This is a genomic window from Roseovarius tibetensis (assembly GCF_050896375.1).
Lineage (GTDB): Bacteria > Pseudomonadota > Alphaproteobacteria > Rhodobacterales > Rhodobacteraceae > Roseovarius > Roseovarius tibetensis.
The window spans coordinates 1-16,243 of the sequence record NZ_JBPBBB010000056.1; the positions used below are offsets into that span (position 1 = coordinate 1).

12 protein-coding genes, 1 tRNA gene and 1 pseudogene are annotated in these 16,243 nt (G+C 63.0%); 1 reads left to right on the forward strand and 13 read right to left on the reverse strand.

Translation table 11 applies throughout. The annotated features are described in order from the left end of the window. Positions 1–79 precede the first annotated feature (79 nt). A pseudogene (locus ACROSR_RS18695) lies at positions 80–340 on the forward strand (IS66 family transposase); the annotation flags it as partial. 357 nt (positions 341–697) lie between these two features. Here ACROSR_RS18695 and rpoC read toward each other — a convergent pair. The 13 genes from rpoC to ACROSR_RS18760 all read right to left on the reverse strand — a co-directional run. Continuing rightward, positions 698–4,945 carry a DNA-directed RNA polymerase subunit beta' gene (gene rpoC / locus ACROSR_RS18700; RefSeq protein ID WP_432687417.1) on the reverse strand — a complete coding sequence of 1,416 codons (4,248 nt, stop codon included), beginning with the start codon at positions 4,943–4,945 and terminating at the stop codon, positions 698–700. A gap of 100 nt (positions 4,946–5,045) precedes the next feature. Continuing rightward, a complete protein-coding gene (rpoB, locus tag ACROSR_RS18705) occupies positions 5,046–9,182 on the reverse strand; it encodes a DNA-directed RNA polymerase subunit beta (RefSeq protein ID WP_432687418.1) in 4,137 nt (1,378 codons plus the stop codon). A gap of 238 nt (positions 9,183–9,420) precedes the next feature. Next, positions 9,421–9,798 (reverse strand): 50S ribosomal protein L7/L12, encoded by a 378-nt coding sequence (rplL, locus tag ACROSR_RS18710; protein WP_432687419.1) that lies wholly within the window; start codon positions 9,796–9,798, stop codon positions 9,421–9,423. Between the two features lie 73 nt (positions 9,799–9,871). Continuing rightward, on the reverse strand, positions 9,872–10,390 hold the full coding sequence (rplJ, locus tag ACROSR_RS18715) for a 50S ribosomal protein L10 (protein ID WP_432687420.1): 519 nt from the start codon (positions 10,388–10,390) through the stop codon (positions 9,872–9,874). Between the two features lie 254 nt (positions 10,391–10,644). After that, entirely contained in the window at positions 10,645–11,343 is a 699-nt protein-coding gene (gene rplA / locus ACROSR_RS18720; RefSeq protein ID WP_432687421.1) for a 50S ribosomal protein L1, read from the reverse strand. Position 11,344: 1 nt separating this feature from the next. Beyond that, complete coding sequence (rplK, locus tag ACROSR_RS18725; protein WP_432687422.1) at positions 11,345–11,770, reverse strand: 50S ribosomal protein L11; 426 nt, start codon at positions 11,768–11,770, stop codon at positions 11,345–11,347. A gap of 107 nt (positions 11,771–11,877) precedes the next feature. Beyond that, positions 11,878–12,411 carry a transcription termination/antitermination protein NusG gene (nusG, locus tag ACROSR_RS18730; protein WP_432687423.1) on the reverse strand — a complete coding sequence of 178 codons (534 nt, stop codon included), beginning with the start codon at positions 12,409–12,411 and terminating at the stop codon, positions 11,878–11,880. Positions 12,412–12,601: 190 nt separating this feature from the next. Next, positions 12,602–12,799: a preprotein translocase subunit SecE gene (secE, locus tag ACROSR_RS18735; protein ID WP_432687424.1), complete on the reverse strand. Its 198-nt coding sequence runs from the start codon at positions 12,797–12,799 to the stop codon at positions 12,602–12,604. Between the two features lie 110 nt (positions 12,800–12,909). After that, positions 12,910–13,614 carry an FkbM family methyltransferase gene (locus ACROSR_RS18740; RefSeq protein ID WP_432687425.1) on the reverse strand — a complete coding sequence of 235 codons (705 nt, stop codon included), beginning with the start codon at positions 13,612–13,614 and terminating at the stop codon, positions 12,910–12,912. Between the two features lie 92 nt (positions 13,615–13,706). Further along, a tRNA-Trp gene (locus tag ACROSR_RS18745) sits at positions 13,707–13,782 on the reverse strand. 114 nt (positions 13,783–13,896) lie between these two features. Continuing rightward, positions 13,897–15,126, reverse strand: a complete 1,230-nt coding sequence (locus ACROSR_RS18750; RefSeq protein WP_432687426.1) for a CoA transferase — start codon at positions 15,124–15,126, stop codon at positions 13,897–13,899. Next, the gene (locus ACROSR_RS18755; RefSeq protein WP_432687427.1) at positions 15,123–15,983 is read right to left on the reverse strand and encodes an HTD2 family dehydratase; all 861 of its coding nucleotides are present in this window, start codon (positions 15,981–15,983) and stop codon (positions 15,123–15,125) included. The genes ACROSR_RS18750 and ACROSR_RS18755 overlap by 4 nt, the downstream gene beginning before the upstream one ends. A gap of 189 nt (positions 15,984–16,172) precedes the next feature. Next, on the reverse strand, positions 16,173–16,243 hold a 71-nt coding region (locus ACROSR_RS18760), incomplete at its 5' end, for an EF-Tu C-terminal domain-related protein (RefSeq protein ID WP_432687294.1).

Here is a 16,243-nt window from a genome sequence, read left to right on the forward strand (position 1 = left end):
TGCCGAAGGCACGCCTCCGGCGTGATGATCGCCGCCGTTCGCCATTGTGCTTGAACCAATGGCGCATCAATGGCTCAACCTGCGCCGCATCGCCGAGATCTACAAGATCGAGGCCGACATCCGCGGCGTCGAACCAGGTCAACGCCTTTCGGCCCGGCAGGCACGAACGGCCCCGCTGGTGGCGGCGTTCGGCGACTGGCTACAGGAACAGCGGCTTCGGGTCTCGCCCAAGTCCGTTCGTCGGGAAAGCCGTCCACTGGACGCCTTTCCGATCCTCCTCACCGGCGAGAAGCTGGCCTGTATCCATCGCCACTGGGACGGACTGCAGACCTTCCTCCATACACCGGCCTCGTACTCGACCACGATGCCGCTGGTTCGTTCGTCCGTTACACGCGTTCGCTTCACGGTCCATCCCCTCATCGGTGCGGGCTTTAGCGCCAAGTTGAAGAAGACTCCCGTGGCAGGCCAGAGGCCGGAGGGGATCGACGACGCCATGATTGGGCGCCGCCCGATCTCGCCCGTGCCCCTGTCAGGGCCCCGTCATCGCAGGACTGACACGAGGTGGGACCATCATCGGAGCTGCGGACCAAAAAAGACCTGCCGCGTCGCACACGGCAGGTCTGTTTAGAGTGATCGGCAGACGGAACGCGTCATCCCGGGCCGCGCCTCTGGTTCTCATGCACGCGACGCATGCGGTTCACTCGTCGCGGCTTTCGGGCGTATCGACAAAGTTGTCGAAGGGGTCACCTCCCACCACGTCGTCTTCGGGCACCGGCGCGGCCAGCGCGGCCGCCGCGGCGGCTTCTTCCTGACGCGCCTCGATGACCACGTTGTCCCGCGAGGTGGCGATGCGGCGCATCTCCTGCGTTGCACGTCCCGTGCCGGCGGGGATGAGACGACCGACGATCACGTTTTCCTTCAGGCCGACCAACTTGTCGCGCTTGCCCTGAACCGACGCCTCGGTCAGCACGCGAGTGGTCTCCTGGAAGGACGCGGCCGAGATGAAGGACCGGGTCTGCAGGCTGGCCTTGGTGATCCCCAACAGGATCGGCTCGCCCTGTGCGGGACGCCCACCCTTCGAGATAGCCTTTTCATTCGCCTCCTCGAACTCGATCTTCTCGACATGCTCGCCCTTGAGCAACGTGGTGTCGCCGCTGTCTTGGATCTCCCATTTCTGCAGCATCTGACGGACGATGACCTCGACATGCTTGTCGTTGATCTTGACGCCCTGCAGGCGGTACACCTCCTGGACCTCGTCGATCATGTAGTTGGCCAGCGCCTCGACCCCGAGGATGCCCAGGATGTCATGCGGCGCAGGATTGCCGTCCATGATGTAGTCGCCTTTCTGGACGTAATCGCCTTCCTGCACCGGGATATGCTTGCCCTTGGGCACCATGTATTCGAACGGATCAAGGTTTTCATCCGCCGGCTCGATGGTGATGCGACGCTTGTTCTTGTAGTCCTTGCCATAGCGCACGTACCCGTCGATCTCGGCGATGATCGCGTGATCCTTGGGGCGCCGGGCCTCGAACAGTTCGGCCACCCGCGGCAGACCGCCGGTGATGTCCTTGGTCTTGCCGCCCTCGCGCGGGATCCGCGCGACCACGTCGCCAGCCTCGACCTTCTGACCGTCTTCGACCGACAGGATCGCGTCGACGGACATCTGATACGCCACCGGGTTGCCCACGTCGTTGCGGATCGGCTCGCCATCGTCACCGACGATGAAGATCTCGGGCTTGAGATCGTTGCCGCGCGGCGCCGTGCGCCAGTCGGTCACGATCTTCTGGGTCATGCCCGTGGCCTCGTCCGTGACATCGCGGATCGAGACGCCCGATGTGAGATCGGCGAACTTGGCCGTCCCGGCCTTTTCGGCAAGGATCGGAAGGGTATAAGGATCCCATTCGAACATCTTGTCGCCGCGCACAACCTTGTCGCCCGCGGTCACGAACAGTTTTGTGCCGTAGCCGACCTTGTGGCTGGCCAGTTCCACGCCCTTGTCGTTCATGATCCGGATCTTCATGTTCCGGCCCATGACGAGGGTCTCGCCGCTGGAATTGTCGAGCGTCTGCGGGTTTTCGTACTCGATCGTGCCTTCCTGGCTCGCCTCCTGGAAGGACTGCTGGCCGCCTTGCGCCACGCCGCCGATGTGGAATGTCCGCATCGTCAACTGGGTGCCCGGCTCGCCGATCGATTGCGCGGCGATGATGCCCACGGCCTCGCCGATATTGACCATGGTGCCACGCGCGAGGTCACGCCCGTAACACATGGCGCAGACGCCGTCCTCGGCCTCGCAGGTCAACGGCGAGCGCAGACGCACGGTCTGCACCGCGGCGTCTTCGAGCGAGTCCGCCGTCCGCTCGTCGATCAACTCGCCTGTCGCGGCCAGCACCCGATCGCTCAGCGGATCGACGATGTCCTCGGCCACGACACGCCCGAGGCACCGCTCGGCGAGGGTGGCGACGACTTCGCCGTCATTGACCGCCGCCTCGACAGTGACCGCGCGTTCGGTGCCGCAATCATGCTCGCGCACGATGCAGTCCTGCGCGACATCCACCAGCCGCCGGGTGAGATAGCCCGAGTTGGCGGTTTTCAGAGCAGTGTCCGAAAGACCCTTTCGGGCGCCGTGGGTCGAGTTGAAGTATTCAAGAACGGTCAGACCTTCCTTGAAGTTCGAGATGATCGGCGTCTCGATGATATCGCCGTTCGGCTTGGCCATCAGGCCCCGCATGCCGCCCAGCTGCTTCATCTGCGTCACGGATCCGCGCGCGCCCGAGTGGGCCATCATGTACACGCTGTTCGGCTCCATCGTGGCGCCGCTTTCGTCCTTCCGGTCGGCAGAGATCGAGCCCATCATGGCCTCGGTGACCTGATCGTTGCACTTCGACCAGGCATCGACGACCTTGTTGTACTTCTCGCCCTGGGTGATCAGGCCGTCCATGTATTGCTGCTCGAAGCCTTTCACGTCCGACCGGGCGTCTTCCACGATGGTCCACTTGCCATCCGGGACGACCATGTCGTTCTTGCCGAACGAGATGCCGGCACGGAACGCTTCGCGGAAACCGAGGGTCATGATCTGGTCGCAGAAAATGACCGATTCCTTCTGGCCGCAATAGCGGTAGACGGTGTCGATGATCTGCTGCACCTCTTTCTTGCGCAGAAGGCGGTTCACGAGGCTGAACGGGGCCTTGGCGTTTTGCGGCAGAAGCGCCCCGAGCCGCGCGCGACCGGGTGTAGTTTCCACACGCTCCATGACCTCGATACCGTGTTCGTCTATTTGCGGCACACGTACGATGATCTTGGAGTGCAGATGCACTTCGCCCGCATCGAGGGCGTGCTGCACCTCGTCGAGCGAGGAAAACACCATCCCCTCGCCCTTCATGCCCTCACGCATGAGCGTGACGTAGTACAGCCCGAGAATCATGTCCTGCGACGGCACGATGATCGGCGCGCCGTTCGCCGGCGACAGCACGTTGTTGGTGGACATCATCAGCACACGCGCCTCGAGCTGCGCCTCAAGGCTCAGCGGGACGTGCACGGCCATCTGGTCGCCGTCGAAATCCGCGTTGAAGGCGGCACAGACCAGCGGGTGAAGCTGGATCGCCTTGCCCTCGATCAGCATCGGCTCGAACGCCTGAAAGCCCAGACGGTGCAGCGTCGGCGCCCGGTTGAGCATCACGGGATGTTCGCGGATAACCTCGTCGAGGATATCCCAAACCTCGGGGCGTTCTTTTTCCACAAGCTTCTTGGCCTGTTTCACCGTCGAGCTGAGGCCCTTGGCCTCGAGCCGCGAATAGATGAACGGCTTGAACAGCTCCAGCGCCATCTTCTTGGGCAGGCCGCATTGATGCAGCTTGAGCTCGGGGCCCGTCACGATGACCGAGCGGCCGGAGAAGTCCACGCGCTTGCCCAGAAGGTTCTGGCGGAAACGGCCCTGCTTGCCCTTGAGCATGTCGGACATGGATTTCAGCGGGCGCTTGTTGGCGCCGGTGATGACCCGGCCGCGACGCCCGTTGTCAAACAGCGCATCGACCGATTCCTGCAGCATCCGCTTTTCGTTGCGCACGATGATATCCGGCGCGCGCAATTCGATCAGGCGCTTCAGGCGGTTGTTGCGGTTGATCACGCGGCGGTAGAGATCGTTCAGGTCCGACGTGGCGAACCGACCCCCATCGAGCGGCACCAGCGGGCGCAGTTCCGGCGGGATCACCGGCAGGACGGTCATCACCATCCATTCCGGACGGTTCCCGGATTCAAGGAAGGATTCGACCACCTTGAGCCGCTTGATGATCTTCTTGGGCTTCAGCTCGCCCGTGGCTTCCTTGAGATCGGCGCGCAGTTGCTCGGCCTCGCTTTCGAGGTCGATATTGGCCAGCATCTCGCGGATCGCCTCGGCGCCGATATTGGCGGTGAAGGCATCCATGCCATACGCATCCTGCGCATCCATGAATTCCTCTTCGTTGAGCATCTGCCCATAGGCGAGATCCGTCAGACCCGGCTCGATCACCACGTAGTTCTCGAAATAGAGCACCCGTTCCAGATCGCGCAGCGTCATGTCGAGCATCAGGCCGATGCGGCTTGGCAGCGATTTCAGGAACCAGATATGCGCGCAGGGCGCGGCAAGCTCGATATGGCCCATCCGCTCGCGGCGGACCTTCTGAAGCGTGACCTCGACGCCGCACTTCTCGCAGACGACACCGCGATACTTCATGCGCTTGTACTTGCCGCAAAGGCACTCGTAGTCCTTGATCGGCCCGAAGATGCGCGCGCAGAACAGGCCGTCACGCTCGGGCTTGAACGTGCGGTAGTTGATGGTCTCGGGTTTCTTGATCTCGCCGAAGGACCATGACAGGATCCGCTCCGGGCTTGCCAGAGAGACCTTGATTTCGTCGAACACCTTGGTCGGTGCCACGGGGTTGAACGGGTTGCTTGTGATTTCCTGGTTCATTTTCTAATCCTTGGAGAGGCTGGCGGTCGACTGGGATGATGCGCCGTTTTCCCGAACGGAAAACGGACCGGACCCTTTGAAAGGGTCCGGCACGTCGCGCCTACTCATCCTCATCCGCATCCAGGAGTTCCATGTTGAGGCCGAGGCCACGCACCTCTTTCACGAGGACGTTGAACGATTCCGGCACGCCGGCCTCGAAATTGTCCTCGCCCTTGACGATCGACTCGTAGACCTTGGTCCGGCCCGCGACATCGTCGGACTTGACCGTCAGCATCTCTTGCAGGGTGTAGGCTGCACCGTAGGCTTGCAGCGCCCAGACCTCCATCTCGCCAAGACGCTGCCCGCCGAACTGTGCCTTGCCACCAAGCGGTTGCTGGGTCACCAGGCTGTAAGGCCCGGTGGAGCGCGCGTGGATCTTGTCATCGACAAGGTGATGCAGCTTGAGCAGGTACTTGACGCCCACGGTGACCGGTCGGCTGAACGCCTCGCCGGTGCGCCCGTCATGGACGATGGACTGGCCGGAATTGTCGAACCCGGCACGCGCGAGAGCGTCGTTGATATCGTCCTCCTTGGCCCCATCGAAGACCGGCGTCGCGATCGGCACGCCATTGGTCACGGACCCGGCCGATTCAATCAGCGCCTCCTCGTCCATGTCCTTGATGCCCTCCTCAAAGACCTCGTCGCCATATGCATAATGCATGGCCTCGCGGACCGGCGTCAGATCGCCCGAGCGCCTGTATTCGGCAAGCGCATCGTCGATGCGCAGCCCGAGCGCCCGGCTTGCCCAGCCCATATGCGTTTCGAGGATCTGGCCCACGTTCATGCGCGACGGCACCCCGAGCGGATTGAGGCAGACATCGACGGGCGTCCCGTCGGTGAGGAACGGCATGTCCTCTTCCGGGATCACCTTGGAAATGACGCCCTTGTTGCCGTGACGCCCGGCCATCTTGTCGCCCGGCTGAAGCTTGCGCTTCACCGCGACGAAGACCTTGACCATCTTCATCACGCCCGGCGGAAGATCGTCGCCGCGGCGGACCTTCTCGACCTTGTCCTCGAACCGTGCATCGAGGGCGCGTTTCTGCACCTCGTACTGGTCATGCAGCGCCTCGACGATCTTGGCGTCGGCTTCGTCCTTGAGGGCAAGCTGCCACCACTGACCCTTGCTGAGCGTCGCCAGCAGGTCCTCGGTGATCTCGGAATTGGCCTTGACACCCTTGGGCCCCTTCACGGCGACCTTGCCGAGGATCAGATCCCGCAGACGCGCATAGATGTTGCGGTCGAGGATCGCCAGCTCGTCATCACGGTCCCGCGACAGGCGCTCGACCTCTTCACGCTCGATCTGCAGCGCACGCTCGTCCTTTTCGACACCGTGGCGGTTGAACACGCGGACCTCGACAATCGTGCCGAAATCGCCCGGCTTGACGCGCAGCGAGGTGTCGCGCACGTCGCTGGCCTTCTCGCCGAAGATTGCCCGCAGCAGCTTTTCTTCCGGTGTCATCGGGCTTTCGCCCTTGGGGGTGATCTTGCCAACGAGGATATCGCCCGGCTCCACATCGGCGCCGATATAGACGATGCCCGCCTCGTCGAGATTGCGCAGCGCCTCCTCGCCGACGTTGGGGATGTCGCGGGTAATCTCTTCCGGCCCCAGCTTGGTGTCGCGGGCGGCCACCTCGAATTCCTCGATATGCACGCTCGTGAACACGTCATCCTTGACGATGCGTTCCGAGATCAGGATCGAGTCCTCGTAGTTGTAGCCGTTCCACGGCATGAAGGCGACGATCACGTTGCGCCCGACCGCCAGCTCGCCCATGTCGGTGCCCGGACCATCGGCGATCACCTCGCCCTTCTGGACGGAATCGCCCACCTTGATCAGGGGGCGCTGGTTGATGCAGCTGTTCTGGTTCGAACGCTGGAACTTGCGCAACCGGTAGATGTCGACACCGGGATCGCCGATGTTGAGATCCTCGGTGGCGCGCACCACGATGCGCTGCGCATCGACCTGGTCGATGACGCCCGCGCGGCGGGCCATGATCGACGCCCCGCTGTCGCGGGCCACCTGCCCCTCGATCCCGGTGCCGACAAGCGGCGCCTCGGACCGAACCAGCGGCAGCGCCTGCCGCATCATGTTCGCCCCCATCAGGGCGCGGTTGGCGTCGTCGTTTTCCAGAAACGGAATCAGCGACGCCGCGACCGACACCAGCTGTTTGGGGCTGACGTCGATCATGTCGACATGCTCGTTCGGGGCCAGCATGTATTCGCCGGCCTGACGGGTGCTGACCAGATCGTTCACGAACTTGCCGCCCTCGTCGAGCTTGGCATTGGCCTGCGCGACGGTATGCCGGGCCTCTTCCGTGGCCGACATGTAGGTCACCTCGTCAGTGACCTGACCGTTCGCGACCTTGCGGTAGGGCGTCTCGATAAAGCCGTACTTGTTGACCCGCGCGAAGGTCGCCAGAGAGTTGATCAGACCGATGTTCTGACCTTCCGGCGTCTCGATCGGACAGATGCGCCCGTAATGGGTCGGGTGCACGTCGCGCACCTCGAAGCCTGCGCGTTCGCGCGTCAGACCGCCCGGTCCAAGCGCCGAGAGACGACGCTTGTGGGTCACCTCCGACAGCGGGTTGGTCTGGTCCATGAACTGCGACAGCTGCGACGAGCCGAAGAATTCCCGAACCGCGGCCGCCGCCGGCTTGGCGTTGATCAGATCCTGCGGCATGACGGTGTCGATCTCGACCGAGCTCATCCGCTCCTTGATCGCGCGCTCCATCCGCAGCAGGCCGACGCGGTACTGGTTCTCCATCAACTCGCCGACGGACCGCACGCGGCGGTTGCCCAAATGGTCGATGTCGTCCACGTCGCCCTTGCCGTCGCGCAATTCGGTCAGCGCCTTGATACAGGAGACGATATCCTCACGGTCCAGCGTCCGCTGCGTGTCGGGCTTGTCGAGCGCGAGACGCATGTTCATCTTGACCCGGCCCACGGCGCTGAGGTCATAGCGCTCGGAGTCGCCGAACAGCGTCTCGAACAGTGCGGCCGAACCTTCCTCGGTCGGCGGCTCGCCGGGGCGCATCACGCGGTAGATGTCCATGAGCGCGCTTTCGCGGTTCATGTTCTTGTCCATCGCCATCGTGTTGCGGATATACGGCCCGACATTGACCCCGTCGATATCGAGCACCGGGATGTCCGTGATGCCGACATCGAGAAGATCCTGCAGCGTGCCGCCGGTGATCTCGCCGTTCTTGTCGTGTTCCAGCGTCAGCTCGTCGCCGGCCTCGACATGGATGGCGCCGGTCTCTTCGTCGATGATGTCCCGCGCCACGAATTTGCCGACGATGTGATCGAACGGCACGAGCAGCTCCGTGACCTTGCCCTCGTCGATCAGCTTCTTGACCGCGCGCGGCGTGATCTTCTTGCCTGCCTCGGCGATGACCTCGCCGGTCGCGGCGTCGATCAGATCGTAGGTCGGACGTGTCCCGCGCACCCGCTCGGGGAAGAACTTGGTCACCCAGCCCTTCTTGTCCTGCAGGGTATAGTCGACCGTATCGTAATAGGCATTCATGATGCCTTCCTGGTCGAGCCCGAGCGCGTAGAGCAGCGTTGTCACCGGCAGCTTGCGGCGGCGGTCGATCCGGGCATAGACCATGTCCTTCGCGTCAAACTCGAAATCCAGCCACGAGCCGCGATAGGGAATGATCCGGCACGTGAAAAGCAGTTTGCCCGAGGAATGCGTCTTGCCCTTGTCGTGGTCGAAGAACACACCCGGCGACCGGTGCATCTGCGACACGACCACCCGTTCCGTGCCATTGACCACGAAGGTCGCATGCGGCGTCATCAGCGGCATGTCCCCCATGAAGACATCCTGTTCCTTGATGTCCTTGACGGACTTCGCACCGGTGTCTTCATCCATGTCGAACACGATCAGCCGCAGCTTCACCTTCAGCGGGGCCGCGTAGGTCATGTCACGCTGCATGCACTCTTCGACGTCGTATTTCGGACGTTCCAGATCGTAGCTGACGAATTCCAGCACGCTGGTCTCGTTGAAATCCTTGATCGGGAAGACCGACTTGAAGACCCCTTGGATGCCTTCGCCGTCAAGCGGCTCGGCCTCGTCGCCGGATCTCAGGAAAAGATCATATGACGATTTCTGAACCTCGATGAGGTTCGGCATGTCCAGTATTTCACGGATCTTGCCATAATACTTGCGCAACCGTTTCTGGCCGAGGTATGTCTGAGCCATGGTGATGTCACCTTTCGTTTCTCACCGGTCGCGCGCGCTGTCGGGGCTCAGCGCCGCGGCCATCCGAGAGGGCGGGTCGGATCCATTCGTGGCCCTCGTCCCAATGAGAGCCTCCCGATCCTGAAAACCTCGCCTTAGACAAGCCCCGTCACATGCAGGGCCTATCTGAGACAGGCTTGGCCGGGTCCGGAAACTCCGGGCCCAGCCTTGATGTCGTGTCGGATCTCTCCGACGCGGATTACTTCAGTTCGACCTCGGCGCCGGCTGCTTCCAGCTTGCCCTTGATCTCGTCCGCTTCGTCCTTCGAGACCTGCTCCTTCACGGCCTTGCCGCCGGCCTCGACCAGATCCTTGGCTTCTTTCAGACCCAGACCGGTGATCGCACGCACTTCCTTGATCACGTTGATCTTCGACGCGCCTGCGGCTTTCAGGATCACGTCGAATTCGGTCTGCTCTTCCTCGGCCTCGCCACCGCCATCGGCAGGGCCGGCCATCATGACCGCGCCACCGGCTGCGGGCTCGATGCCGTACTCGTCCTTGAGGATGGTTTTCAGTTCTTGTGCTTCGAGAAGCGTCAGACCAACGATCTCTTCCGCCAGTTTTTTCAGATCAGCCATTTGACTCTTTTCCGTTCTCTAGATGTGTTCCAACGTCGGGTTCGTGACCCTTACGCGACTGTTGCAGTTTGCCTTACGCGGCTTCGGCCTTCTCTTCGATGGTCGAAAGGATGCTCGCGATGTTCGAAGCAGGTGCGCCAATGGCCCCCGCGATGCCCGAAGCAGGTGCGCCGATCATGCCTGCGATCTGAGCGATGAGCTCGTCGCGCGACGGCAGTTTCGACGTGGCTTCGACACCGGCACGGTCCAGACCGGTTGTGCCCATTGCCCCGCCAAGGATCTCGAATTTCTTGTTGTCCTTGGCGAAATCCTCGGCCACCTTGGCTGCTGCCACGGGGTCCTCGGAAAAGGTGAGCACGGTCATGCCCGAGAGGTACTCAGCAATGCTTGCGCAGGGCTTGCCCTCGAGGGCGATCTTGGCGAGCCTGTTCTTGGCCACACGAACCGATGCCTCTGCCGCACGGGCGCGGGCACGCAGATCCTGCATTTCAGCAACTGTCAGACCCGTGTAGTGGGCAACCACCACGACGCCAGAGCTTTCGAAGATCTGGCCGAGTTCCTCGACCACTTTCTCTTTCTGGGCTCTATCCACAGTTTCACTCCAAGTTTGGGGGTTTCCCCCCGGCTCGATTTTTGCCCCTCCCGAAGGAGCGGCGTTCGGGTCCAAGCGGGTCCCGAGGCCAAGATCACCCGACGGCAGATGCCCTCGCTGGAAATCTCATCTCGTTTCCCGTCTCAGGAAGGAATTATTCATCGCGGATGCAATGAACCCTCCGTCTCGGACAGGACAGGGCGCAAGATGGCCCTGCCATCCGCCGCCGGGGCCGAAACCCCGGCGACAAATTTCTATGCGACAGCGGCGCTGCTGACGTCGATCGTCACGCCCGGCCCCATCGTGGAGGTCAGCGAGATCTTCTTGACGTAGGTGCCCTTGGCGCCTGTCGGCTTGGCCTTCTGCACGGCGGACACGAAGGCGCGCACGTTCTCGGCCAGCTTTTCCGCGTCGAAGGATACCTTGCCGACACCGCCGTGGATCACACCGGCCTTTTCGGCCTTGAACTGGACCTGACCGCCCTTTGCATCCTTGACGGCCTGCGCGACATCCATGGTCACCGTACCGATCTTGGGGTTCGGCATCAGGTTGCGCGGCCCGAGGATCTTGCCCAGGCGACCAACGACAGGCATCATGTCGGGCGTCGCGATGCAGCGATCAAACTCGATCTTGCCCCCCTGGATCGTTTCCATCAGATCCTCGGCGCCAACGATGTCCGCGCCCGCCGCCTCGGCCTCTTCGGCTTTGGGACCACGGGCGAACACCGCGACACGCACGGTCTTGCCGGTCCCGTTGGGCAGCCCGACGACACCGCGAACCATCTGGTCGGCGTGACGCGGATCGACACCGAGATTCATCGAGATCTCGACGGTCTCATCGAATTTCGCGGTCGCGTTGCTCTGGATCAGGGCGACGGCATCTTCGACGCTCAGGTTTTCCTTGCCGGCGGTGGCGGCGCGCATCGCGCGGGTGCGTTTGGAAAGCTTTGTCATATCACTTCACCTCGATGCCCATGGAGCGCGCCGAACCGAGAACGATCTTCATCGCCGATTCGATATCTGTCGCGTTCAGATCCCGCCATTTGGCCTCGGCGATCTCGCGCACCTGCTTGGTGCTGACCGTCCCGGCGGTGGCGCGACCAGCCGTCTTCGACCCTGATTTCACCTTGGCCGCCTTTTTCAGGTAATAGGACGCGGGCGGCGTCTTGATATCCAGCTCGAACGATTTGTCCTGATAGTAGGAAATCTCTGTCGGGCACGGTGCGCCCGGCTCCATCTCGGCAGTCTTGGCATTGAACTGCTTGCAGAATTCCATGATGTTAAGCCCGCGCTGACCCAGTGCGGGGCCGACGGGCGGGCTGGGATTGGCTTGCCCGGCTTTCACCTGAAGCTTGAGCTTGCCTATGAGTTTCTTGGCCATCCGGCCTCTCCTTTTATCCAACACCTTCGGGGCGCGCCCCTCGGGCTTTCGCGTTGTGTGGTCTGGCCCGGCGACCGCGGCCGCCTCGCCTCCCACGGCTCACATCATCAGGTCTGCTTGGTGACCTGTGTGAATTCCAGTTCGACCGGGGTTTCCCGGCCAAAGATCGACACCGCCACCTTCAGGCGCTGGTTGTCGTCGTCCACGGCCTCGACCATGCCGTCGAAGTCCTCGAACGGGCCATCGTTGACCTTGACCTTCTCGCCGATCTCGAAATGAATCAGGGTGCGCGGGCTTTCCTCGCCCTCCTGAACGCGGTTCAGGATCGTGTTCACCTCGGCGTCGCGCATCGGCATCGGACGGCCCTGCGGACCGAGAAACCCCGTCACCTTGTTGATCGAGTTGATCAGGTGATAGCCCTTGTCTGACATTTCCATCCGCACAAGGACGTATCCCGGCATAAAACGACGCTCTGCGGTCACCTTCTTGCCGCGACGCACTTCGATCACTTCTTCGGTCGGCACGAGGATTTCCTCGATCTCGTCCTCCAGCCCGTGCTCGGCGACGGATGCCCTGATCTGCTCGGCGATCTTCTTCTCGAAGTTCGAGAGAACACTGACCGAGTACCACCGCTTTGCCATCGTCGACCTACGTCCTTTTATTCACCGGACCCAAGCCGGATAGTCACATCATGTCGGGCGGTTGCAGCCGCACCATCCGAAACGAAAATTGGCGCGCAACTAGAATCGCCGCACGCCTGATCCGGATATCATGTGTCGGATACCTTGTATCCCCGAAGAGTTCAAGACCCGACAGCCGGTATTCAGCGCATCAGCCGAAGAAGCCCAGCACCCCCTGAAGCCCGCTGCGGATCGCCAGATCCACCAGCGCGAAGAAGATGGCGGTCAGCGTGGCCATGATGAACACCATCACCGTGGTCAACAGCACCTCCCGCCGGGTGGGCCAAACCACCTTGGAGACTTCCGAGCGGACCTGCTGAATGAACTGGAGCGGGTTCGTGCGTGCCATGTGCGCTGTCTTCCATCATTTCGGCGTTGAGCGCGACATACGCGCGCCGGACGCCGAGTTCAAGAGCCCATGCGCGGGCCGGTTGCCGGGGGCTGCGTCCGCGCAGGCGATCAGAAATACGTGGCGCTGTTGAACTCGGGGCGTGTGAGCGGTTGAAAGTACAGGTCCATCTGCCAAAGACATCCATCCCCGGGACGCCACAAAGGATCGGACATATCCACGACACCAAACCCCTTCTCGCGCATGTGGGCGACCATCTCGTGAAACAGCATGGCCTCCGGCGCGATACGAAACCCGTAGGTTTCAATGACGACCAGGGCCGCATTTGCAAGGCAGCGCTCGGCCCCCTCGAGGATCGGCAGCTCATGGCCATGCGTGTCAAGCTTGACGAGGAACGGCCCGTCATCGGGCGTCACGACATCGTCCAGCCGAACCGCCTCGACCTCTTGCGCGCTGCTTTCCGGTTCGGGCGCGGCCTTGCCGCCGAAAAGGTCGGAGGCATCGAACCGGATTGTCCCAGACCTGTCACTTGCAGCCGCCATCACGAAACGCGTGCGCAGGTGGCTTTCACAAAAGCTTGCAAGGGCGGAGCGATGATTTGGGTTGGCCTCGACCAGAACATATGCGGCATCGGGCACATAGCCCATCACCTGCGCCGACCAACGCCCGTCGGACGCGCCCACATCGATGACTGTGCCCACCTGCAACCCACGCTGCGCGATGCGTTTCATGGCCGCCTCTGCATGGGTACGTTTCTTCTCGTGTGCACGGCGCCGAAGCCCCGCGGGCACAAGGCTTTTCAGGAGTTTGTTCATGATGACTCTCCGCTCCTCATCGATGCAGCACCGTCTCGCCCGATAATGACGGGCGTCTTCGGCGGACGGTCGAGGGAGGCTGATCTGACGACTGGCAGGGGCACCAGGACTCGAACCCGGGACCTACGGTTTTGGAGACCGTCGCTCTACCAACTGAGCTATACCCCTACTCCGGTGTGCCGGATACTTGAGCTTGCCATGGGACGCAAGCACCTGCGCACCATTTCCCGATCCGCATCGCGATTTTTCCGGTCGACGCGCCCTGCCCCGCGCCCGGAGATCCTAGCGCGCGGCGTAGCGCGGGCTTTGCACCACGCCGGTGTCGAACAGTCGCGCGATCTCTGTGTCGCACATCCCCACGACATCGCCGAGGACGGCCTCGGTATCCGCGCCGAGGGCGGGCGCCGGTGTCGGGGCGGTGCGATCATGCGCCGAAAACACCGCCGGATGACCGGGCACCGCGAACCGGCCAAGACCGGGCTGGTCCAGGTGTTCGAACATCGGGTTCGCCTCGCTGAGATCGGAATCCTCGTCCACGGCCTCGCGCACGGTGCGAAACACCGACCATGTCAGCCCCGCGGTATCGAAATCCGCGGCAAAGTCGGCGACGCGGCGGGCCGCGAACCAGGGGCGCAGGATCTCGGTGATCTGCGCGCGCAACTCCCAGCGGGCGCCCTCGTCGGCCAGATCGCGCCCGCTGCGCGCCGCAAGCGCGTCCATCTCGGCCTCTGTGCCCGTTGCCTTCACCAGGTTGCGCCATTGCCGCTTTGTCAGGCCGATGACCATCACCCGGCGCCCGCACGCACAGACGAAATCCTGCCCATAAGCCCCGTACAGCGCGTTGCCGGCCTTGGGTCGGTCGCGGTCGTTGACCACCGCGTCGCCGATCATGCCCAGATGACCGATGGTCGCCGCCGCAACATCCTTCAGCGACAGCTCCACCTCCTGGCCGTGGCCGCGCCGCAGCCGCGTGCGCTCTGCCGCGAGCAGCGAAGAGACCACCAGATGCCCCGCCGCGACGTCCCAGGCGGGCATCGCATGCGCCACCGGCTCTGCTAGGTCGGCCGGGCCGGTCATCGCGGGGATGCCAAGCGACGGGTTGACGGTGTAATCGACCTGCGGGCGGCCGTGCCGGTCGCCCATCAGCGTGACCATGATCAGATCCTTGCGATACTGCGACAGGGTCTCGTAATCCATCCAGCCGCGCACCCGCAGGTTGGTCAGGAACATGCCCGCGTCCTCGCCGGGCGCCGTGATGATGCGCGTCACCAGTTCGCGGCCTTCGGGACAGGTCATGTCCACGGCGACGGATTTCTTGCCCTTGTTGAGACCGGCCCAGAACAGGCTTTGCCCCGACGGCGCCAGCGGCCAGCGCCCGGCATCAAGGCCCCCGCCGATCCTGTCAAAGCGGATCACCTCGGCCCCCATCTGCGCCAGCGTCATCCCCGCCAGCGGCACCGCGACAAAGGCCGATCCTTCGACCACGCGCATACCCTTGAGTATCCCGCTCATGCCGCGTTCCCCCAGGTGGCGGTGGCCACCGTGCATTGATGACCCGCCTGCCCGGCATAAAGCGCCAGCCCGCCCGACTCGTGCGGTTCTGCCATGAGATCGACCTGCGGGGTCTCGCCATGCACCAGAAGCATCGGATGCACGCCGCGGAAATCGAAACGGTCGGGCCACGCGCCGTGCGCCTGCCGCGCGGCCTGGATCAGCCAGGTGGCCTGCAAAGGCCCGTGCACGACAAGGCCGGGATACCGCTCGATCTGCTGCGCGTAAGGCAGGTCGATATGGATGCGGTGCGCGTTGAACGTGATGGCCGAGTAGCGAAACAGCAACACCTCGCTGGCCTCGCGCGTCTCGTGCATCGACGGCGCACCCGGCATCGGGCGCTTGCGTGGCGGGCTGTAGCTGTCCGGGATATCGAGATAGACGATGGTCTGCACCTCCTCGATGGCCAGCCCGTCGTCACCGTGCAACTCGTGCGCCACCTTGACCAGAACCATCGGGCCGGACGCGCCCGCCTTTTCCGCGACGCTGCGGATGACCGAATGGCGGGTAAGAGGCTCGCCGACATGCAGGGGCCGGTCGAACCGCAGGTCGGCACTGGCCCACATCCGGCGCCGCAATGGCACTGGCGGCAGGAAGCCGCCCAGCTTGGGATGGCCGTCGCGCCCCAGTTCCTCGGTGGGCACGGTGGGCACGAACGCGCACCAGTGCCAGAGCGGCGGCATCGCCTCGCCCGTCATCGGCGCGGGCACATCCGGCGGCCCCAGCGTGGCGTAGATCTGCGCCGCCTGCGTCGCGGTAATGGACGCGGTCAGGGTCTCGCGACGCCCGATCCAGTCCGAAAAATCAAGTTCCGACACCGATATCCCCCTCTTCATATCCAAAGGACGGTGGAGGGGCCGTGGAAAAAAGTCAATCTTTCAGTATGTTATTGAATACATTGGTATGCGGGCAAAATCACGTGGCACGTTCCTTGCGCCAACGAAAATGAGCGCCCGGTGAGGGGCGCTCATTCATCATCTCCATAGCATGCAAATGCCCGGGTGGTTTTATACGAGGATCTTGGAGACGACGCCGGCGCCGACGGTGCGGCCGCCTTCGCGGATGGCGAAGCGCAGGC

Bases quoted from the DNA above. Each gene is read 5' to 3' on its own strand.
- rpoC (WP_432687417.1), bottom strand. From the start codon at position 4,945: ATGAACCAGGAAATCACAAGCAACCCGTTCAACCCCGTGGCACCGACC.
- rpoB (WP_432687418.1), bottom strand. From the start codon at position 9,182: ATGGCTCAGACATACCTCGGCCAGAAACGGTTGCGCAAGTATTATGGC.
- rplL (WP_432687419.1), bottom strand. From the start codon at position 9,798: ATGGCTGATCTGAAAAAACTGGCGGAAGAGATCGTTGGTCTGACGCTT.
- rplA (WP_432687421.1), bottom strand. From the start codon at position 11,343: ATGACAAAGCTTTCCAAACGCACCCGCGCGATGCGCGCCGCCACCGCC.
- rplK (WP_432687422.1), bottom strand. From the start codon at position 11,770: ATGGCCAAGAAACTCATAGGCAAGCTCAAGCTTCAGGTGAAAGCCGGG.
- nusG (WP_432687423.1), bottom strand. From the start codon at position 12,411: ATGGCAAAGCGGTGGTACTCGGTCAGTGTTCTCTCGAACTTCGAGAAG.
- secE (WP_432687424.1), bottom strand. From the start codon at position 12,799: ATGGCACGCACGAACCCGCTCCAGTTCATTCAGCAGGTCCGCTCGGAA.
- ACROSR_RS18740 (WP_432687425.1), bottom strand. From the start codon at position 13,614: ATGAACAAACTCCTGAAAAGCCTTGTGCCCGCGGGGCTTCGGCGCCGT.
- ACROSR_RS18750 (WP_432687426.1), bottom strand. From the start codon at position 15,126: ATGAGCGGGATACTCAAGGGTATGCGCGTGGTCGAAGGATCGGCCTTT.